The organism is Staphylococcus succinus (assembly GCF_029024945.1).
GTDB classification, from domain to species: domain Bacteria; phylum Bacillota; class Bacilli; order Staphylococcales; family Staphylococcaceae; genus Staphylococcus; species Staphylococcus succinus.
Genome location: NZ_CP118976.1, coordinates 1790888 through 1812159, shown reverse-complemented (window position 1 = coordinate 1812159; position 21272 = coordinate 1790888). Strand labels below are relative to the sequence as shown.

At 33.1% G+C, this 21272-nt stretch carries 21 protein-coding genes; 17 read left to right on the top strand and 4 right to left on the bottom strand.

Annotation, left to right across the window (positions count from 1 at the left end):
• The first annotated feature begins 81 nt into the window (after positions 1–81).
• Positions 82–1131, top strand: a complete 1050-nt coding sequence (locus tag PYW31_RS08805) for a CAP-associated domain-containing protein (RefSeq protein ID WP_046836128.1) — start codon at positions 82–84, stop codon at positions 1129–1131.
• Between the two features lie 17 nt (positions 1132–1148).
• Complete coding sequence (locus PYW31_RS08800; protein WP_046836129.1) at positions 1149–1583, top strand: YlbF/YmcA family competence regulator; 435 nt, start codon at positions 1149–1151, stop codon at positions 1581–1583.
• 98 nt (positions 1584–1681) lie between these two features.
• Here PYW31_RS08800 and PYW31_RS08795 read toward each other — a convergent pair whose 3' ends face one another.
• Positions 1682–2602, bottom strand: a complete 921-nt coding sequence (locus tag PYW31_RS08795) for a lysophosphatidylglycerol phospholipase D (RefSeq protein ID WP_046836130.1) — start codon at positions 2600–2602, stop codon at positions 1682–1684.
• Between the two features lie 129 nt (positions 2603–2731).
• Between PYW31_RS08795 and PYW31_RS08790 the strand changes: the two genes are divergently transcribed.
• A complete protein-coding gene (locus tag PYW31_RS08790) occupies positions 2732–2983 on the top strand; it encodes a YlbG family protein (RefSeq protein WP_046836131.1) in 252 nt (83 codons plus the stop codon).
• Positions 2984–3095: 112 nt separating this feature from the next.
• Here the strand turns inward: PYW31_RS08790 and PYW31_RS08785 are convergent, their stop codons facing one another.
• A complete protein-coding gene (locus tag PYW31_RS08785) occupies positions 3096–3485 on the bottom strand; it encodes a DUF7147 family protein (RefSeq protein ID WP_046836132.1) in 390 nt (129 codons plus the stop codon).
• A 70-nt stretch (positions 3486–3555) separates the two neighbouring features.
• Here PYW31_RS08785 and rsmD point away from each other — a divergent pair, with 70 nt between their 5' ends.
• Positions 3556–4113: a 16S rRNA (guanine(966)-N(2))-methyltransferase RsmD gene (gene rsmD / locus PYW31_RS08780; RefSeq protein WP_046836133.1), complete on the top strand. Its 558-nt coding sequence runs from the start codon at positions 3556–3558 to the stop codon at positions 4111–4113.
• Positions 4100–4591: a pantetheine-phosphate adenylyltransferase gene (coaD, locus tag PYW31_RS08775; RefSeq protein ID WP_046836134.1), complete on the top strand. Its 492-nt coding sequence runs from the start codon at positions 4100–4102 to the stop codon at positions 4589–4591. Before rsmD ends, coaD begins: the two co-directional genes overlap by 14 nt.
• A gap of 134 nt (positions 4592–4725) precedes the next feature.
• On the opposite strand, the gene PYW31_RS08770 is transcribed toward coaD, so the two are convergent.
• Positions 4726–5859 (bottom strand): nucleotidyltransferase, encoded by a 1134-nt coding sequence (locus tag PYW31_RS08770; RefSeq protein ID WP_046836135.1) that lies wholly within the window; start codon positions 5857–5859, stop codon positions 4726–4728.
• 126 nt (positions 5860–5985) lie between these two features.
• On the opposite strand from PYW31_RS08770, the gene PYW31_RS08765 reads away from it, so the two are divergent.
• The 6 genes from PYW31_RS08765 to pheT all read left to right on the top strand — a co-directional run bounded on the left by PYW31_RS08765 (position 5986) and on the right by pheT (position 12432).
• On the top strand, positions 5986–6534 hold the full coding sequence (locus tag PYW31_RS08765) for a YceD family protein (RefSeq protein ID WP_046836136.1): 549 nt from the start codon (positions 5986–5988) through the stop codon (positions 6532–6534).
• An 81-nt stretch (positions 6535–6615) separates the two neighbouring features.
• Complete coding sequence (gene rpmF / locus PYW31_RS08760; protein WP_002507971.1) at positions 6616–6789, top strand: 50S ribosomal protein L32; 174 nt, start codon at positions 6616–6618, stop codon at positions 6787–6789.
• 132 nt (positions 6790–6921) lie between these two features.
• Positions 6922–7863 (top strand): M23 family metallopeptidase, encoded by a 942-nt coding sequence (locus PYW31_RS08755; RefSeq protein ID WP_046836137.1) that lies wholly within the window; start codon positions 6922–6924, stop codon positions 7861–7863.
• A 25-nt stretch (positions 7864–7888) separates the two neighbouring features.
• Complete coding sequence (locus PYW31_RS08750) at positions 7889–8629, top strand: TrmH family RNA methyltransferase (protein ID WP_046836138.1); 741 nt, start codon at positions 7889–7891, stop codon at positions 8627–8629.
• Between the two features lie 342 nt (positions 8630–8971).
• Complete coding sequence (pheS, locus tag PYW31_RS08745) at positions 8972–10030, top strand: phenylalanine--tRNA ligase subunit alpha (RefSeq protein WP_046836139.1); 1059 nt, start codon at positions 8972–8974, stop codon at positions 10028–10030.
• Entirely contained in the window at positions 10030–12432 is a 2403-nt protein-coding gene (pheT, locus tag PYW31_RS08740) for a phenylalanine--tRNA ligase subunit beta (protein ID WP_046836140.1), read from the top strand. Before pheS ends, pheT begins: the two co-directional genes overlap by 1 nt.
• Before the next feature lie 73 nt (positions 12433–12505).
• Here the strand turns inward: pheT and rnhC are convergent, their stop codons facing one another.
• Positions 12506–13435 carry a ribonuclease HIII gene (rnhC, locus tag PYW31_RS08735; protein ID WP_046836141.1) on the bottom strand — a complete coding sequence of 310 codons (930 nt, stop codon included), beginning with the start codon at positions 13433–13435 and terminating at the stop codon, positions 12506–12508.
• 304 nt (positions 13436–13739) lie between these two features.
• Here rnhC and zapA point away from each other — a divergent pair, with 304 nt between their 5' ends.
• The 6 genes from zapA (at position 13740) to uvrC (ending at position 21050) form a co-directional block, all read left to right on the top strand.
• Complete coding sequence (gene zapA / locus PYW31_RS08730; RefSeq protein ID WP_046836142.1) at positions 13740–14009, top strand: cell division protein ZapA; 270 nt, start codon at positions 13740–13742, stop codon at positions 14007–14009.
• A complete protein-coding gene (locus PYW31_RS08725; RefSeq protein ID WP_046836143.1) occupies positions 14006–14527 on the top strand; it encodes a CvpA family protein in 522 nt (173 codons plus the stop codon). The genes zapA and PYW31_RS08725 overlap by 4 nt, the downstream gene beginning before the upstream one ends.
• Before the next feature lie 93 nt (positions 14528–14620).
• Positions 14621–16333: a DNA polymerase/3'-5' exonuclease PolX gene (polX, locus tag PYW31_RS08720; protein WP_046836144.1), complete on the top strand. Its 1713-nt coding sequence runs from the start codon at positions 14621–14623 to the stop codon at positions 16331–16333.
• A 9-nt stretch (positions 16334–16342) separates the two neighbouring features.
• On the top strand, positions 16343–18688 hold the full coding sequence (locus PYW31_RS08715; RefSeq protein ID WP_046836145.1) for an endonuclease MutS2: 2346 nt from the start codon (positions 16343–16345) through the stop codon (positions 18686–18688).
• An 81-nt stretch (positions 18689–18769) separates the two neighbouring features.
• Positions 18770–19084, top strand: coding sequence for a thioredoxin (trxA, locus tag PYW31_RS08710; RefSeq protein WP_046836146.1), 315 nt, complete (start codon positions 18770–18772; stop codon positions 19082–19084).
• A 178-nt stretch (positions 19085–19262) separates the two neighbouring features.
• Positions 19263–21050 (top strand): excinuclease ABC subunit UvrC, encoded by a 1788-nt coding sequence (uvrC, locus tag PYW31_RS08705; protein ID WP_046836147.1) that lies wholly within the window; start codon positions 19263–19265, stop codon positions 21048–21050.
• The last annotated feature ends 222 nt before the right edge of the window (positions 21051–21272 follow it).

Here is a 21272-nt window from a genome sequence, read left to right as displayed (position 1 = left end):
AAGAATTTACAATGACATGCCTTGCTTGTAACATAATGAAACATGTACAATAAACAAAAGAGAAATATAGGTGGGTGAGTGATGAAAAAGCTAATAATTAAAGTTATTGGTGTATTATTATTGATTTGTTTTTTGATTTATCTATTTTACTCGCCACGTTTAAAATTTGATGTCTTGGAAAATCCTAATAAAGATTCAACTAAATCTACACAAAATAAAGATTTTAAAGAACAAGAATCGAATGTTGAAAACCCTATGCCTAAGGAAGGCGTCGGTACGTGGGTAGGTAAAAGTTTAAATAGATTAACTGATAAATATGGACAAGCAGATCGTGTATATCCATATAAAAATGATTTTAAAAACTATGTCTTTAAACAAAAAGATGAATATTATTTGGTGACAACAAAAAGTGGTATTATCAAATCTGTTTATGCGACAGGGAAACAGGCTAAAGTGAATCCATTACATATTTCTGATAGTGCTTCCCATGTTTTTGAAGAATTTAGTATTAATCCAGAACCTACAATCAATGCTAATGGGAAAAAATATGAATTAGAATTGTCTGATTCAGATATGAAAACACAGACCTTAGTTAAGTTCAAAAATATATATGCTCAAATATATATAGATCAGCAAACTAATAAAATTGTAGCGGTAAGATATTTAGATAGTGAAGCATTAGCTGCATTTAAACCATATCAAATGTTAACTTCAAAAGAAGATAAAGAAGTCAAAAGTAAACATGGCGATTTACCTTACGAACAGAGTTCGAATCAATTGATGACGCTTTATGAAATAACAAATGAAATGAGAAAGCTCAAAGATGCAAAACCATTAAAAATTAACAATACACTTGCACATATAGCTTCATTTAACTTGTATGAGGCCACAGGAGCAGATAGTGTCGAATTCACAGAAGATGCCTTAAAACAGCAGCTTAATGAACAAGACGTGTCATTTGTATCAAGTAGTCAAAACGTAGGTTATGATTTTAATGATGTACCTACATTGATACACAGTTGGTTAAACTCAGATATACACAGGTCAAGAATGTTGAATTCTAAATATAATGAAATGGGTGGAGAAGTCATGAATGGCTACTATACCAATATATTTGTGGAAGAAAAATAGAAAGGAGATTTGTAATTATGATTACCGAAGAAACATTAACTGTACTAGATGATATAGAAGAACTTAGCGATAAAATAGTAGCATCGCGTGTTTATCATGAATATAAATTAGCAGAACAAGCATTAGCAGCTAATGATGAAGCACATCTTTTATATCAAGCTTTTTTGAAATCGAAGGACAAATACGATGAAATTATGCGTTTTGGTAAATATCATCCGGATTATCAAAGTGTGATGCTTGATACACGAAAAAGAAAGCGTGCATATGAAATGTTACCTGTTGTAATGGACTATAAACAAAAAGAAGTAGCATTACAAAATTTGATAGACGAAGTGATTGTAAAAATTGCATATGCTGTTTCTGAAAATGTAAAAATTGAAACGGGCAATCCATTTTTCCAAAAAGATTCAAGTGGTTGTGCTACTGGTGGCTCTTGTAGTTGTTCGTTGTAATATTTATGAATTTTTTAATACGGATATAGTAAGTGGGGAGTCATCACAGATAAAATAAAAGCTTGGGTATCTTAATGCGATATCCAAGCTTTTATTTTTTAGTGATATGTTAATTTAAAGCGTTCAGCTAAATCTGGGCGATCAGTGATAAGTGTATGAGCACCATGGAATAGTAAATCATTCATAAGGTCAAGGTTATTGACCCCATAATAACTTGGTACAATATTTCGTTCATTTAGCCAATGAATAAATCTTGGTGAATTTAATTTAACACCTTTAATGGCTATTGGCATGTGGAAAGTATGTGCATTTGTTTGAAACATGTGGCCTAAGCCTAAATTAAATTTAGAAAAACCTTCAGCAATTTCACAAGGTCTAGCACCAATTGCGATAAAACCGTTGCTTAGTTTGGAAATTTGATCAATGTGTTCTTGATAAGCACTAGATACTAAGACACGTTCTTGAGCATCATGCGTTACGATAATCTTATATAATAACTCAGGTACGAGTTGACCGTGTGAACTATTGGGATTATCACTTAAAGTAATACTAATCACTTGATTGGGGTATAAATCTAATAGTTCACCCAATGATAAAATACGTGCATCTGGATGTGCTTCATAGGGTTTAAAGTTATTAATATCGGTATAATGATAACCAGCATCTAAATTTTGTAATTCATCAAGTGTGTGCTCTGAGACTTTTCCTGAACCATTAGTTGTTCGATCGACATCTGTATCATTAAAAACGATTAATTGATTATCTTTCGTTATTCTGATGCTTATATCGAAACCATCTATATTATGAGCTACCGCATTATCAAAAGCGAGTTTAGTGTTTTCTGGTCGAACTGCCATACCGCCGCGATGTGCTAAGATATATGGGGCAGGTTTGGAAAAGAAAGCGGGTATACTTTGAGGTTTAGGTTTGGTTTTATATCTATTTATAAAAAACAAGCTACTGACTATACCAACCGTACTTAAAAAAGCACCCTTTAATAATTTGTTGAAATTTGTCATGAACAATCCTCCTCTTTTATGTATATAGAGTAATATAGCAAAACTTAGAGTTACATCAAAATAATTGTTATTTATAAAATGAAAAAGACGTGATATTATATAAGGGCTAATAATTGGAGTGATAATAAAATGCAAACTGTACCTAGAACAAGTTTAATCATATATTTGAAACATATGAAACACGAAAGACAAGTGCGAAAGTTTGGGCACATTGTCAGTACAAATAGGCAACAGCGCTATGTTGTTATGTATATCAATGAACAAGAAGCGGACCAAATTGTCGGGAAACTTATTAAGCTCAAATATGTGAAGCACATTGAAGGCTCACCATATAAATATTTAGAAAAAGTATATGAAAAGGAACAGCATGAAATTTCATAACGCAAATCATTTAAGTTTAAAGTTTAAGTAACGATAGCAATTATCTATTTGAAATTAAATAAAGCCACAATAGAACAATGGATTGTCTACGGTGGCTTTATTTTGTTGGTTTTTATTGTAAAGGCGGTATCCATCTTTGTAATCTTAATACGCTGATTAAGTAATTGTAATATAAATCAAGGTCATGAAACGCTTCAGGAGGTTGGACATCAATGCCTTTGATGTCAATGTCAAAGCGATCTGCTTGTGCATTAATGAGCTCGAATTTTTTGTTAGGCTTTGGATATGGATATTTTAAAGCGTTAATCATGATGTACATTGCTTGAAAATGCTGACCACTCGTTGGCTCCATAATGATTGCCACAGAAGAAAGTTTTTTCTCTGATGTAGGGGTATGAAAATATATGATGTGGTCTATACGTTGAAAGTTATATTCAATCAAGGTATTAAATTCAAATAAGTCTGTTAAGCCTTCACCAAGCTGAATAAATGCTTGTTTCATTATTAATGTCCTCCTTATCATGCAATATGAATTATATAAAATTTGTTATAGGAATGGAAGTGTAAATAATATGAGAGTGATTTCAGGAATACATAAGAGTAAAGCACTAGAAAGTATAGAAGGACGTAATACGAGACCGACTATGGATAAAGTGAAAGAAGGTATTTTTAATAGTCTTCATGAAGTATCTGGCATAGGATTAGACTTGTTTGCTGGTAGTGGGGCTTTAGGAATTGAGGCTTTATCTCGAGGAATGGATAAAGTGATTTTTGTTGATCAAAATTTTAAAGCTGTTAAAGTCATTAAAGCTAACTTAAAACATTTAAATATTGAAGCGCAGGCTGAAGTCTATAAAAATAATGCTGATCGTGCACTGAAAGCACTTTCTAAAAGAGAAATCCAATTTGATGTTATATTTTTAGATCCACCTTATGAAAAAGGATTGATTGATAAAGCTTTGGAAGGTATTGCAAAGTTTAATTTATTAAAAGAAAATGGTATTATCGTGTGTGAGTTCAATCATCATGAAAAAATAAACACTCAGCCATTCCAAGTGATTAAGCGTTATCATTATGGTTTGACAGATACTTTGTTATTAGAAAAAGGAGATAAAAATGTCGACAACTAAAGCAGTCATTCCTGGTAGTTTTGATCCAATAACATATGGGCACATTGATATAATAGATAGAAGTGCGGATCGCTTTGATGAACTTCATATTTGTGTTTTGAAGAATAGCAGTAAATCCGGTACATTTTCAATTGAAGAACGTATTGCGTTAATAAAAGAGTCAGTTAAGCATTTAAATAATGTTACGGTACATCATTTCGATGGATTATTAGTAGATTTTTGTGACCAAATTGGTGCTCAGACAATTATTAGAGGTTTGAGAGCGGTCAGTGACTTTGAATATGAATTGCGATTGACATCGATGAATAAGAAATTAAATAGTAATGTTGAAACAATGTATATGATGACGAGTACGAATTATTCGTTTATTAGTTCAAGCGTTGTAAAAGAAGTTGCTGCATATAAAGCAAATGTCTCTGATTTTGTGCCAGTTCACGTTGAAAAAGCACTGAACGAAAAGTTCAAAAAAGAAGAATAGTTTTAAAGGGAAAATCATAGGTGTTAATGTCGTAATTAAAAGGATGGTTGCTGTATTATAGTATAGCAATCATCCTTTTAATTACCCTGTTAACTTAATATATTAGGAAAATCAGTTTATAAGTTATTAACGTTTCATACCCGAATGACTGGTGTATTAAAATCAGTTGCAGTATCTTGTGATAATAAGTTATAAATTTTTGTAGCATGAATTTCATCTGAGAAGAAATGTGCATTTTTTTTATTTACTTGCGTTATAAAATGACGTTCTGGATAATTCTTTTTCAATTCTTTCAAATATTGTTGTCCTTTTTGGTTCATGCCTAGTACGCGCACGGCATTGATATTTGTAGGAGCATGGTTTTGTTTGAAATTTAGTAAGATATTCATGAGTACACGTTGAAGATGGGTGTAAGTGTATCTTTTTGTCTTAAGTAAGGTCATTAAATGTTCGAAAGAAGTTGCTTGAGTAATGACTTGCTTCAAACGATGCTCTAAACCTTCACTCATCGTATATATTTGATTAAGGCTTTTTAGATTATTGCTTAATATTGCATATTTTATAAAATGAAAGGTATCTTCAAGTTCTACAGCTGGCTGATCATATAAGTCATGTAGTTGCTGTGGAACTACATGTTTCCATAGTTCTTCGCCATCTTTGATTGATTTACGAATAGAAGTGCCACTTGCAAAATTAAGCCCTGTAATAACGGCATCATGATGTGAACTTTGTTCGCGTTTTAAAGTCCATGGTTGAATTGTTGGAGCCCATTTTTGGATTGCCCTTACATAAGAAATACCTAAAGTGTTATTAGGAGATGAGAGTAAGGTGTTATCTGATACTAGCTCACTTAAAATTCTAGGGTAGCTTTTACCTTCTTTGGATTTTATGATGAATTGTTGAGAATTTTCGACACTTTCAATATCTTTTGCAAGTGAGGTAAAGGCATCAATATTGCCTGATTCACTTCCAAATGATAAATGGTCAATCGACAAATAGTCAGCAACCTTGACTGCAGCTTCTGCAAAATAGGGGCCGGCAGATAACGTAGCATATGCAGGTAATTCAATAACTAAGTCTACCGCGCTTAAAGCCATCTGTGTACGAATAAATTTATTATAAATTGCTGGTTGGCCTCTCATGACAAAGTGTCCACTCATTATTGCGACAGAAATGTCAGCGCCAGTGATTGACTTTGACTTCTGGGCATGGTATAAGTGACCATTGTGGAAAGGATTATATTCTGTGATTAGTGCAACGCTTTTCATTTGCAATTCTTCCTTTCAGAATTCATTATAGATATTGTAACAGATGTGAATGTGTTAAGAAAAAATCTTGACAACTTATATCTATAAAGTTAAAATAAATTTTGTGCTTGTTAGAGGTGAAGCCATATGAAATGGTCAATAACACAATTAAGAAAATTCCAAGATAAACCATTTGAATTCCATCAAACGGTTAATTTTGATCATTTAGTAAAATCATTAGATTTAATAGATCTATCTGATATTGATATTGCTGGTGAATTAACCGTAAGGTCAAATGAAGTCATTGCAGATATGCATATCACGGGAACATATACAATGGCGTGTGCACGTACTTTGGTTCCGGTAGAAGCTCCATTAGATATCAAATCTCAAGAGATTTTTGATTTGGAAGGTTATGAACGTTATAGCAATGACGCAGAAGATGATGAACATTATCATGATGCAACAGACGGTATGATAAATCTAAAGGATATTGCTGAAGAACTTGTTATTATTGAAAAGCCAATGCGTGTTTTTTCAAATGAAAGCGATCAGATGTTACGAGAAGGTAATGGTTGGGAAGTTATTGACGAAGAACAAGCGATTGATGATGCTAAAGAACAAGAGCAATCTGATTCTAAGCAAATTGATCCTAGGCTTCAAAAATTACAACAACTATATGACGAAGAGCAATAGCAGATTTGTGTAATCTATAGTATAATAGATTATTGAATCTGAAAATATCTATTTAGTGTTTGAATATAAGGAGGATATATCATGGCAGTACCAAAAAGAAGAACGTCAAAAACGAGAAAAAATAAACGTCGTACGCATTTTAAAATTTCAGTACCTGGTATGACAGAATGCCCAAGCTGTGGCGAATACAAATTATCTCACCGCGTATGTAAGAACTGTGGTTCATACAATGGTGAAGACGTTGTATCAAAATAAATTTTTATTAATTTAATGACCTAATATAGGTCGACGATTATCGTTCATTAATTATTCACTTGATAATTTTTGAGCGATTTTTTATTTTATACATGAATAAAAATGATATCAAGTGATGGGTTGTGTGAAGATATGGAGACAATTAACGCGCAAATAATTATGAATAGAATAGAAGATAATGATGTCAATTGGATATACCATCATTTTAGTGATGATTTTCAAGAGGTATCGTCGTTTGATGAATTAACAAAGTTATTAGAAGAGTACAATCGTATTCGAACAACGAACACACAATATAAACATATACATATAAATCATCAAGATGAATATATTTGGTTTGATAGTAAGATGACCTCTGGTGTGAGTGTGACTTTAAATAAATATCAAGAAATTATTAGTTTGGTATTAATTCCACTTAGGCACATACATGTAAGTAAAAATACAAAGCAAACTTATACGTTACCAATTGTACAAGATTGGCTTGTATGGTCTGGTGGGGATAATGTATTGTTAAATTCACATTATCATTATAAACATCAAAGACATGCGCTCGATTTAATTCGTGTAGAACAAGGCATGACGTATAAAGGTAATCCACAATTATGCGAGAATTACTACGCTTATAATAAACCAATTTTAGCGCCGGCTAATGGAATAGTAGTAGAAATTGTAGATGGCATTGCAGATGGTGTGCCTGGTGAAATAAATACTAATCATCCAGAAGGAAATTATATTATTATTAAACACAACAGACATGAGTATAGTATGATTGCTCACATAAAGCCCAACTCTTTTAAAATAGAAAAGGGCGATGAGTTATTACGCGGTCAACATATTGCAAATGTTGGAAATTCAGGCAATTCATCTGAACCACACGTACATTTTCAAGTAATGGATAGTAATGATTTACAAATGGCGCAGACATTAAAAATAAAATTACATAATTACGCATCACCTGTAAAAGGTGATATAGTAACCTATACAGGAGATAATATTTTAGTAAATAAAGACAATTATTTTTCTGCATTTATTAAAAGTATCAGCACAAACATCACACAAATATTCAGAAATTAAAAATTTAAAATAAAGAGGCTATGCTATGGAAATGATTACTTCGGCTCAAAATAGTAAAGTTAAAAATGCAAATAAATTAAAAAAGAAACGCGATAGAGATAAAACTGGCCAAGCACTTATTGAAGGTTATCATCTGATTGAAGAAGCGTACCAAAGTACAGTCAAAATTAAACAATTGTTTGTAGTTGACGTAGAAAGATTAGATGAGGGGTTAATGACTTACGCTGAAGAAGTGTTTGAAATTAATCTTAAAGTAGCAGAAAGTTTATCTGGTACAGTAACACCACAAGGTTTTTTTGCAGTGATTGAAAAACCAGTTCCTGAAACGACACAGGCCAAACAAGTATTGCTTGTAGATTGTATTCAAGATCCAGGTAATTTAGGGACTTTAATACGTACGGCTGATGCTGCTGGGTTAGACCTTATCGTACTTGAAAAAGGTACGGCTGATCCATATCAAGACAAAGTGTTACGTGCAAGCCAAGGAAGTGTATTCCACATTCCAATTATTACTCAGGAGTTAAGTGAGTTTATTGACCATTTTGAAGGTAATGTTTATGGAACAGCATTAGAAAATGCGCTACCTTATCAACAAATACCAAGTCAGGATAACTTTGCGCTTCTTTTAGGCAATGAAGGCGAAGGTGTAAATGCTGATTTGTTAAACAAAACAACTCAAAATTTGACAATACCTATTTATGGGAAAGCAGAGAGTTTAAATGTAGCCATTGCAGGTAGTATTGTGATGTATCATTTGAAAGGTTGACCCTGTAATCAAAAATCGTATATAATGTAATTAATGTTATGACAAAGAGAATAACAACCGATAAAAAGACGTAAACTAATTTATACAGTAGTAGAAGGGAGAATATCCAGAGACTGAGAGGTGTTCCGCTGTTTTTAGTTTTTTTCACCTTTTTGGTTACTTAAAGAGATTTAAGTCGGATTTCATTTCCGTTATCAATGACAACAAGTGTATGCGTAGGCATAAATTTGGGTGGTACCACGGAAGGCTTTCGTCCCAGTTTCAAGGGATGAAAGTCTTTTTTTGTATTTTGAGAGTATATTTTAAAATTAATGAGTGTATATTAAACTAGGAGGGCAAAGTATGGCACAAACAGAAACTATGGCTGACATCAAACAGCAAGCAATTATTGATATTAATGAGGCACATAATGAAAAAGAACTACAAGATGTTAAGGTAAAATATTTAGGTAAAAAAGGGTCAGTAACTGGTTTAATGAAATATATGAAAGATTTACCAAATGAAGAAAAGCCAGCATATGGTCAGCAAGTTAACGAAGTAAGACAAACTATTGAAGGTGAAATCGAATCACGTCGTAAATTATTAGCCCATGAGCAATTAGAACAACAATTACAGGAGGAAAAAATTGATGTAACGCTACCAAGTAGAAAAATATCTATTGGTGCTAAGCATCCTTTAACACGTACTGTAGAGGAAATAGAGGACTTATTCTTAGGGCTAGGTTATGAAATTGTAGATGGTTTTGAGGTAGAACAAGATTATTATAATTTTGAAGCATTAAACTTACCTAAATCACATCCAGCTCGAGATATGCAAGATAGTTTTTATATTACTGAAGAAACACTTATGAGAACACATACGTCCCCAGTCCAAGCAAGAACAATGGAGCAACGTAAAGGTGAAGGTCCTGTAAAGATTCTTTGTCCGGGTAAAGTATATCGTCGTGATTCTGATGATGCGACACATAGCCATCAATTCACGCAAATTGAAGGTTTAGTAGTAGATGAAAATATAAAAATGAGCGATTTAAAAGGTACTTTAGAGTTATTAGCTAAACAACTCTTTGGTGAAGATAGAGAAATTCGTTTACGTCCAAGTTATTTCCCATTTACTGAACCATCTGTAGAAGTAGATGTTTCATGTTTCAAATGTGGTGGCGCTGGTTGTAATGTCTGTAAGCAAACAGGTTGGATTGAGATTTTAGGTGCCGGCATGGTACATCCGAATGTTTTAGAAATGGCAGGCTTTGACCCTAACAAATATAGTGGATTCGCATTTGGTATGGGGCCAGATCGTATAGCAATGTTGAAATATGGTATAGAAGATATTCGTCATTTTTATACAAATGATGTACGTTTCTTAAATCAATTTAAAGCTGTAGAAGATAGAGGTGAAATTTAATGTTTATTTCAAAAGAATGGTTAGAAAGCTATGTAGATATTGACCAACCAGTTAATGTTTTAGCTGAAAGAATTACACGCACGGGTATCGAAGTGGATGATATTATTGATTATACAAAAGACATTAAAAAATTAGTAGTTGGTTATGTACAATCTAAGACGCCTCATCCAGATGCTGATAAATTAAATATTTGCCAAGTTGATATTGGTGAAGCAGAACCAGTTCAAATAGTGTGTGGTGCACCTAATGTGGATGCAGGTCAAACAGTAATTGTTGCTACGGTAGGTGGAAGGTTACCGGGCGGAGTTAAAATTAAACGTGCTAAATTGCGCGGGGAACGCTCAGAAGGTATGATCTGTTCACTTCAAGAAGTAGGCGTCCCAAATAACTTAGTACCTAAACAATTTGAAAATGGTATCTATGTATTTTCATCTGCAGTTAAACCTGGAACTGATGCGCTAACGGCATTGTACTTAAATGACCAAGTGATGGAATTTGATTTAACACCAAATAGGGCAGATGCATTAAGTATGATAGGTACTGCTTATGAAACAGCGGCATTGTATAACGTACCAATGACAAAGCCGGAAACACAAAGTGATGAAGTTTCATTACAAACTTCCGATGAAATCAATATCAGCGTGCAAAATAAAGATAAAGTACCATATTACAGTACTAGAGTTGTTAATAACGTGACAATTGCACCTTCTCCAGAATGGATGCAAATGCGTTTGATTAAAGCGGGTATCAGACCAATCAATAACGTCGTTGATATATCTAACTATGTATTATTAGAATATGGTCAACCTCTACACATCTTTGATAAAGATCACATTGGTTCTACTCAAATTGAAGTACGTCAAGCGAAGGCAAATGAAACAATGACAACATTAGATGATCAAGAAAGAACTTTACAAGATACTGATATTGTTATAACGAATGGTACAACACCGATTGCTATTGCTGGTGTTATGGGTGGCGATTTCTCGGAAGTGACTGAAGATACAACAAATGTAGTTATTGAAGGCGCGATATTTGATCCAGTGTCAATCCGTCATACTTCTCGAAAATTAAATTTAAGAAGTGAAGCATCTAGCCGTTTTGAAAAAGGTATTGCTACAGAATTTGTTGATGAAGCTGTAGATAGAGCGTGTTATTTATTACAAAGTTATGCTGGTGGAACAGTTTCGCAGGGACGTGTTGCAGAAGGTGACTTAGGTCAATTTGTGACTCCTATAGAAATATCAGTAGACAAAGTGAATAAAACAATAGGTTTTGAACTTTCGGCAACTGATATTGAATCAATATTTGTACAATTAGGCTTTGAAACAACAAATCATTCAGACGTACTGACAGTTATGGTGCCATCAAGACGTAAAGATATTACAATTAAAGAGGATTTAATAGAAGAAATTGCACGTATATATGGATATGATGAAATTCCTTCTACATTACCTGTTTTTGAAGATGTAACCAATGGCGCTTTAACAGATAGACAGTCTAAATCACGTATTGTAAAAGCAACCTTAGAGGGTGCAGGTTTAAGCCAAGCTATTAACTATTCATTAGTAGATAAAGAAAGAGCTAAAGACTTTGCCTTACAAAATCGTTCAACAATAGAATTATTAATGCCTATGAGTGAAGCACATTCAACATTACGTCAAAGTCTCATTCCACATTTAATTGATGCAGCAGCTTATAATGTTGCACGTAAAAATAACGATGTACGCTTATATGAATTAGGACGTGTATTCTTTGGTAACGGTGAGGGTGAACTACCAGATGAAGTAGAATACTTGAGTGGTATCTTAACTGGCGATTACACAGTCAACGCGTGGCAAGGTAAAAAAGAAGCAATAGATTTCTTTGTCGCTAAAGGATTTGTAGATCGTATTGCTGAAAAATTAGATATAAACTTTGAATATGAAGCTGGAGAAATCAATGGTCTACATCCTGGTAGAACTGCTGTAGTGAAATTGAATGGTGAAATTGTTGGTTTTGTAGGTGAGTTACATCCACAAACTGAAAAAGATAATGATTTAAAACGTACATACGTTTTTGAACTCAATTATGATAAATTAATGGCAGTTTCTGTTGGATATATTAACTATCAACCAATACCAAGGTTCCCTGGTGTTTCAAGAGATATTGCATTAGTGGTTAACCGCAATATGCCATCTGCAAAATTAGTTCAAGTCATTCACGAGCATGGTGGAGATATTTTACAAAATGCAGAAGTATTTGATGTCTACGAGGGAGAACATGTTGCAGAAGATGAAAAATCAATCGCAATCCGTTTGGCATATCTAGACACACAACAAACATTAACAGATGATAAAGTAAATGCAGTACACGAAGATATCTTGGGTGCATTACAAGCACAAGGTGCTACAATTAGATAACTAAAATAAAAACCTTGGAGCCCATATAGTGAGCTTCCAAGGTTTTTAGTTGTGAAATATAATATTAAATTATTTAGTTGTTGTGTTTCTTTTGAACAAGGTTCAGCGCTTTTGTTCGATTAGCAAAGTGTTTTTTAGTAATTGAATCTAAGTAATCGATACCTTTGCGTTCAATAATACGGGCGGCGGCAAGGTCAACTTTGTTGCTGGCGCCTTTAGGAATTTCGGTGCGCGTAGATTGCGAGATACTGTCCATATTTTTCACAAAGGCATAGCGTGAAATAATGCTGGCTGCAGCAATGGCGATTGACTTAGATTCGCCTTTAGTTTCAAATTTAGTTTTATTACTCAAAGGCAAGTCAGTGAGGGCATATCTTTTATAAACGCCAGCTTCTGCAAACTGATCAATGACTATATAATCGAGTTCATCGGTGTTAATTTTCTGTGTTACATTTTTAATTGCTTCGTTGTGCAAGACAGCTTTCATTTTCACTTGTGACCAGCCAGCTTTTTGCTTTTCATTATACTTTTCATTATGCATTGTGAGTAGTGAATGAGGTATAAAAGTAACGAGTTGTTCTGCGAGTTCGATAATTTTAGGGTCTGTTAGTTTTTTTGAATCGTCCACGCCCAGTGTTTTTAACACTTGTACATTTTTTTTAGATACATAGGCGGCACAAACAGTAAGCGGTCCAAAATAATCGCCGCTACCAGCTTCATCACTACCTATACATTGATATTTATTATACTGTATCGTTTGTTTGGAACTTGTTGGTTTCGATGGAGATTTTTGTTGGGCAATATGTGGTAATAATTGAGCTGCTATCGCTTCAGCATCGTTACCTTGAAACATAACTTTATTCGAATTATAAATGGAAATAGAAGTGCTTTTATATTTTGTTTTAGCTTTCATTCCTTGAGGAAGTTGATTTGTATTAAATTGAATTTTTGACATTAGCAGTTGAATATCTTGATTCGTTAATTTATGTACAACATTTGTCATGATTTGGCCTCACTTTATTAAATGACTTAAATATCTGTTCAGATAACGTTTATCATATCATATCTATAAATGAGTGAGCTACTATTGGCCAATAACATTAATCATGCATATGAAAAAGACTATTTAACTTTAGCTAAATGGAATAAAATTAAAATATTTCAAATATAACAAATCACACCTCTTACAAAATAATATTCAGTCGTGTATAATGGTTCGTGATAAATACTCTAAATTAACAACTATAAATCTAAGCGATTCAACCAAAATACATTCAGAAATACACATTAAAGTCAGGAGTTATAATATGGGTGAGTTTAAAAATCGGATTAACGTAACTATCAATGATCAACATTATACAATTGTCGGTGAAGACAATCCTGAGCATATCCGTTATGTCGCACATTTAGTTGATGAAAGACTTAAAGAATTGTCTAGTAAAAGTGCTGGTCTAGATACAACGAGAAAGGCCATATTAACGGCTGTAAATATTATGCACGAAAAAGTACAGTTAGAAGAAGAAAATTACCGTTTGCAACAAGAAATTGCACAATTGCGAAATAGTGAAGAAGAATGATTATTGATTTAATTGTTGTATTAATCTTTATCTATATTGGAATGATTGGCTTTAGAAGAGGTGCATGGTTAAGTTGCATACATTTATGTTCGACGCTATTTTCATTATGGGTAGCACAGCGATTATATATGGTTATTTCACAACGGTTAGAATTATTTGTACCATTCCCTAAAACCCGTGCATATGATTTGAATTATACACTGCAGTTTGATAATCTACAGCAACGTTTTGATCATATTATTGCTTTCTTAATTATAGCAACTGTCACTAAAATGATATGCTATGGTATTATCGTCATATTTGATAATATACATAAATATCAATCATTACATTTAATAAGTCGAATAATTGGTGTAGTGATGAGTGTAATATCGTCAATAATAATAACTTCAACATTAGTATATGGTGTGGCATTGTATCCACTAGAAATCATACAACAACAATTATCTGAGTCAATTGTTGCAACCTACATGGTAATACATATACCGTATGTATCGACATTTGTAATGAATATATAGCGTTTTTAAAATATAGGAGGTCAGGACATAATCGATTTACTGATGAACGTATAACAGTATTTTGTCTTGATCTTTTTTTATGGAGTGAAGATAATGACAAAAAAAGATATTATTCAATTATTAGAAAAAATAGCTACTTATATGGAATTAAAAGGGGAAAATACATTTAAAGTTTCGGCATACAGAAAAGCGGCTCAAAGCTTAGAAATAGATGAACGACCGCTTGATCAAATTGAAGATGTTACGGAATTAAAAGGCATAGGAAAAGGTGTTGGAGAGGTTATAGATGAATATCGTCAGAAAGAGAAATCATCTACGCTAGAAGCGTTACAGCAAGAAGTGCCAGAAGGATTAATTCCATTATTGAAAATTCAAGGTTTAGGTAGTAAGAAAATAGCTAAGCTATATAAAGCGCTAGGCATTGATGGCAAAGAATCATTACAACAAGCCTGTGAAGCGGGTGAAGTAAGTGAACTAAGTGGTTTTGCCAAAAAAACAGAGCAAAATATATTAGAAGCAGTAAAAGCATTAGGCGCAAAAAAAGATCAGTATCCAATAGATCAAATGCGTGGATTAAATTATGAGATTAAGGGTTATTTAGAAACTATAGGCGATATCGATCAATTTGAAGTTGCCGGTAGCTTTAGACGTTTTAAAGAAATGAGCAAGGATCTAGATTATATCATTAGTACCGAGCAGCCGCTAAAAGTACAACAAGCATTACTTGATATACCAAACAAAGTAAAAGAAGTGGCTGTTGGAGAGACTAAAGTATCTTTAGAGTTATCTTATGATGACGAGACGATAGGCGTCGACTTCCGATTGATAGAGCCAGAAGCGTTTTATCATACGTTACAACATTTTACTGGATCCAAAGATCACAACATTCGCATTCGCCAATTAGCAAAAGCAAATGATGAAAAAGTAAGCGAATATGGTATAGAAAAAGCGAATGGAGAATTGTTACAATATCAAAGTGAACGAGAAATCTATGAACATTTTGGTGTGAATTGGATTAATCCTTCAATTAGAGAAGATGGTAGCGAATTTGATAAAGATCTATCAGATATCATTAAATTAGAAGACATTAATGGAGATATACACATGCATACCACGTATAGTGATGGTGCATTTGATATAGAAGAAATGGTCTTAGCTAATATTGCCAAAGGACGACAGTTTATGGTTATTACAGACCATTCTCAAAGCTTAAAAGTAGCTAATGGTTTGTCAGTAGAGCGGTTATTACGTCAAAATAAAGAAATAAAAGCACTTAACGCTAAATATGATGAAATTGATATATATTCTGGTATTGAGATGGATATACTTCCAGATGGTCGATTAGATTATGATGATGAAGTATTGGCACAATTGGACTATGTAATCGCAGCTATACATCAAAGCTTTAACCAACCTCAAGAAGAAATTATGAAACGATTAGAAAACGCATGTCGGAATCCATATGTGAGACACATTGCACATCCTACAGGCCGTATTCTTGGCAAACGACCAGGTTATGAACCTGATATTGATCGTTTATGCGAAATTGCTGAAGAGACCAATACGATATTAGAGATTAATGCTAACCCCAAACGCTTAGATTTAAATGCGGAGACTGTGAAAAAGCACCCTAATGTGAAGTTAACGATTAATACAGACGCCCATCATATTGATCATTTAGAATTTATGGCATATGGTGTAGCTACTGCACAAAAAGGTTTAGTTAAAAAGGATAGAGTGATTAATACAATGTCTCGTGAGGCATTTAAATCGCTAATTACAAATAATATTAAAATGAAGAAATAGAGGGATCGTATGAGACAGAAATCATTAAATGTCTTAGAATTCGATAAAATAAAAGCACTTGTTGAAAAAGAAACGATGAGTGATATAGGTATAGAAAAAGTTAAAGGGATGACACCAGCGACTGATTTTCACACTATTGAATTTCAAATGAATGAAACAGATGAAATCTCACAAATTTATAACAAACATCGCATGCCAAGTCTAAGTGGTTTGGCTAAAATCTCACCACTTATTCATAGAGCAACAATTGGTGGCGTTTTAAATGTAAGTGAATTGAATTTAATTAAAAGATTGATACAAATACAAAATCAGTATAAAACTTTTTATAATAGTTTATTAGAAGAAGAAGATTTAAATTATCCAATTCTCAATGATAGAATGGAACAATTGCCAATTTTATCCGATTTATATCAAAACATTCATCAAAAATGTGATGCATATGATTTGTTTGATAATGCGAGTTATGAATTGCAAGGTATACGCAGTAAGATTTCCAGCGCTACACAAAGAATAAAGCAAAATTTAGATAAAATAGTAAAAAGTCAGGCCAATCAAAAAAAACTATCTGATGCAATCATAACTGTACGTAACGAGCGCAATGTTATACCAGTTAAAGCTGAGTATCGCCAAGACTTTAATGGTATAGTACATGATCAATCTGCTTCTGGACAAACATTGTACATTGAGCCATCATCTATCGTAGAAATGAGTAACCAAATTAGTCGTTTACGTAATGATGAAGCAGTAGAACGTGAACGCATACTTACTGAACTTACAGGCCAAGTCGCTGAAGAAGCTGATGCATGCTTAGTGTCAGAGTCTATTATGGGACAAATTGATTTCCTAACTGCAAAAGCGCGTTACGCACGTTCTATCAAAGGAACTAAGCCAGAATTCACGACGGAAAGAACAGTATACTTACCCAAAGCGTTTCATCCTTTGTTAGACAGAAACACAGTAGTAGCGAATACGATTGAGTTTGCTGATGGTATAGAAACAGTAATTATTACTGGTCCTAACACGGGTGGTAAAACTGTTACATTAAAAACGCTAGGTTTAATTATTATGATGGCCCAATCAGGCATGCTCATTCCAACATTAGATGGAAGTAAATTAAGTATATTTGAAAATGTATATTGTGATATCGGTGATGAACAGTCTATTGAGCAATCACTGTCTACTTTCTCATCACATATGAAGAACATTGTAGAGATTTTGAAACATGCGACGCGTGATAGCTTGATTCTCTTTGATGAACTCGGTGCAGGGACAGATCCTAGTGAAGGTGCAGCTTTAGCTATGAGTATATTAGATCATGTACATGACATAGGTTCTCTTGTCATGGCTACAACCCATTACCCTGAATTAAAAGCTTATAGTTATAATAGAGAGGGTGTAATGAATGCGAGTGTAGAATTTGATGTGAAAACATTAAGTCCTACTTATAAATTATTAATGGGTGTACCAGGTCGGTCAAATGCATTTGATATTTCAAAAAAATTAGGATTAAATATGAAGGTTATTCAAAAAGCCAAATCAATGATTGGTCAGGATGAGCAAGAGATTAATGAAATGATTGCATCTCTTGAACATAATTCTAAACGTGTGGATGAACAGCGTATAGAATTAGATCATTTATTGAGGGAAGCACAAGACACCCACGCATCGTTAGCTAAACAATATGAAAAATATCAAAATCAAGAAAAGCAACTGCTAGAAGAAGCTAAAGAAAAAGCGAATCAGCGCGTGAAATCAGCTACAAAAGAAGCAGATGAAATATTAAAAGAATTACGTGAACTCAGAGATAAAAAAGGTGCAGATGTAAAAGAACATGAATTAATTGATAAGAAAAAACAACTTGATGACCGATATGAAGCTAAATCTATTAAACAAAATATACAAAAGAAAAAATGGGATGAAATCAAAGCTGGTGATGAAGTTAAAGTACTCACATATGGACAAAAAGGTGAAGTGCTAGAAATGATAGGTAATGATGAAGCTGTAGTACAAATGGGTATCATTAAAATGAAATTACCTATAGAAGATTTAGAGAAAACTAAAAAAACAAAAGAGCAACCAACTAAAATGATTAAACGTGAAAATAGACAAAGCATTAAAATGGAATTGGATTTACGTGGTTATCGTTATGATGAAGCAATGGTTGCTGTCGACCAATATCTAGACCAAGCGGTACTAAGTAATTATGAACAAGTTTACATTATTCACGGGAAAGGTACAGGCGCTTTACAAAAAGGCGTACAAAATCATTTAAAACGTCACAAAAGTGTGTCATCATATAGAAGCGGAATGCCAAGCGAAGGTGGATTTGGTGTTACCGTAGCAGAATTAAAATAATCGTGAGCAAGAGGTATGCAGAATAATATAAAGTCTGTTATAATTTCTTCATCATTTGAAATTTAAGGAGGATTGGCATTTATGGCAATCGTAAAAGTAACAGATTCAAACTTTGATGAAAATATTCAATCAGGTGTTAATTTAGTAGATTTTTGGGCAACATGGTGTGGCCCTTGTAAGATGATAGCTCCAGTATTAGAAGAATTAGCAGGAGACTATGATGGTAAAGCTAACATTTTAAAATTAGATGTAGATGAAAATCCATCAACAGCTGCTAAATTTGAAGTTATGAGTATTCCAACTTTAATCGTATTTAAAGATGGAGAACCAGTAGATAAAGTAGTAGGCTTCCAACCTAAAGAAAACTTAGCAGAAGTATTAGATAAATACTTATAAGCATCTACCATGAAACTGGGACATTAATTTATTTAATGTCCCAGTTTTCAATTTGTAGTGTTTTAATCCATTGTTAATTATGAATGAGTACATATATAATGTAGATGAAGTGATATCCATAGTTTTTAGTAGTGGATGAAGTGTTGAATTGTAAAATAATTGGAAGGAGGGATTTGGCGTGGAAACTTATCAAGAACAAATCAAACAAAAATTGACAGTAGTACCAATGGAGCCTGGTTGTTACTTAATGAGAGATCGCAATGACCAAGTGATATATGTAGGTAAAGCGAAGCGATTAAGAAATAGGTTAAGATCATATTTTACTGGTGCACATGATGCAAAAACGACACGTTTGGTTGGGGAAATTCGTGATTTTGAATTTATTGTAACTTCAAGTGAAACAGAATCCTTACTTCTAGAATTAAATTTAATTAAACAATACCAACCACGCTATAATATCTTACTCAAAGATGATAAAAGTTATCCATTTATTAAAATAACTAAAGAAAAATACCCAAGATTAATAGTGACACGTACAGTAAAAAAGGGGAGTGGCAAATACTTTGGCCCGTACCCTAATGCTTATTCTGCACAAGAGACTAAGAAGTTATTAGACCGGATATATCCATTTAGAAAATGTGATAAAATGCCGGATAAATTATGTTTATACTATCATATAGGTCAATGTTTAGGACCTTGTGTTTACCCAGTAGAGTTAAATAAATACGCAGAAATGACAAAAGAAATTACCGATTTTCTAAATGGTGAAGATAAAACGATATTGAGAAATTTAGAACAGAAGATGCTAGAAGCAAGTGAAACATTAGATTTTGAAAGAGCAAAAGAATATAGAGATTTAATTCAACATATTCACAATTTAACTAAGAAACAAAAAATCACGACTTCAGATAATACGATTAGAGATGTTTTTGGTTATAGTGTCTCCAAAGGTTGGATGTGTATTCAAGTATTCTTTATTAGACAAGGTAATATGATTAAAAGAGATGCTACGATGATTCCGATTCAACAGACTGCAGAAGAAGAGTTCTATACCTTTATTGGACAGTTCTATGAATTGAATCAACATTTATTGCCCAAAGAAGTACATGTACCTAATCATTTAAATCGTGATATTATTCAATCTGTAGTTGATACCAAAATCGTACAACCGATTAAAGGTAAAAAGAAAGAAATGATAGATTTAGCAAATCATAATGCAGAAGTTACTTTAGAAAATAAATTTGAGTTAATTTCTAAAGATGAGTCACGTACTGTTAAAGCAATAGAAGAATTAGGCGACTATATGGGTATTCAAACACCAATAAGAATTGAAGCTTTTGATAATTCTAATATTCAAGGAATCGATCCTGTTTCAGCAATGGTCTCATTTATAGATGGTAAGCCCAATAAAAAAGGCTACCGCAAATATAAAATTAAAACCGTTGAAGGTCCAGATGATTATAAATCAATGAGAGAAGTCGTGCGCAGACGTTATACTCGAGTATTAAATGAAGGGACGCCCTTACCAGACTTAATTATTGTCGATGGTGGTAAAGGACATATGAATGGCGTTATGGATGTTTTAGAAAATGAACTCGGCTTAGATATACCCGTAGCAGGGTTGCGTAAAAATGATAAGCACCAAACTTCTGAAATATTATATGGTGAAAGTGCCGAAATTGTTCCATTAAAGAAAAATAGCCAAGCTTTTTATTTATTACAGAGAATTCAAGATGAAGTGCATAGATTTGCGATTACTTTCCATAGACAAACACGTCAAAAGACAGGCCTCCAGTCAGTGTTGGATACTGTAGAGGGGATTGGTTCTAAACGTAAGACCAAATTACTACGCACTTTTGGTTCAATAAAAAAAATGAAGGCGGCTAGTATTGAAGACCTTAAAGTGGCAGGTTTACCTCAGAATGTCGCTCAAAATTTACATCAAGCTTTGAGTGATAAACAGTGACAAAAGTTTTAGGTATGAGAATCATTCTCATACCCAAAACTTTATAATTTAGTGTTACAATAACAAATAACAGGAAATCTTTTTTTTACTTGTGATTGGAAGCGTTTTCTAATTGAGAGATATTATCATTAATGCTTAGTATTATAGAAAATATGTAATTTTAAATCAGGATATACTTTTCTGCTAAATATAATTGAGTAAATTATTTTGTTGCAGTAAACA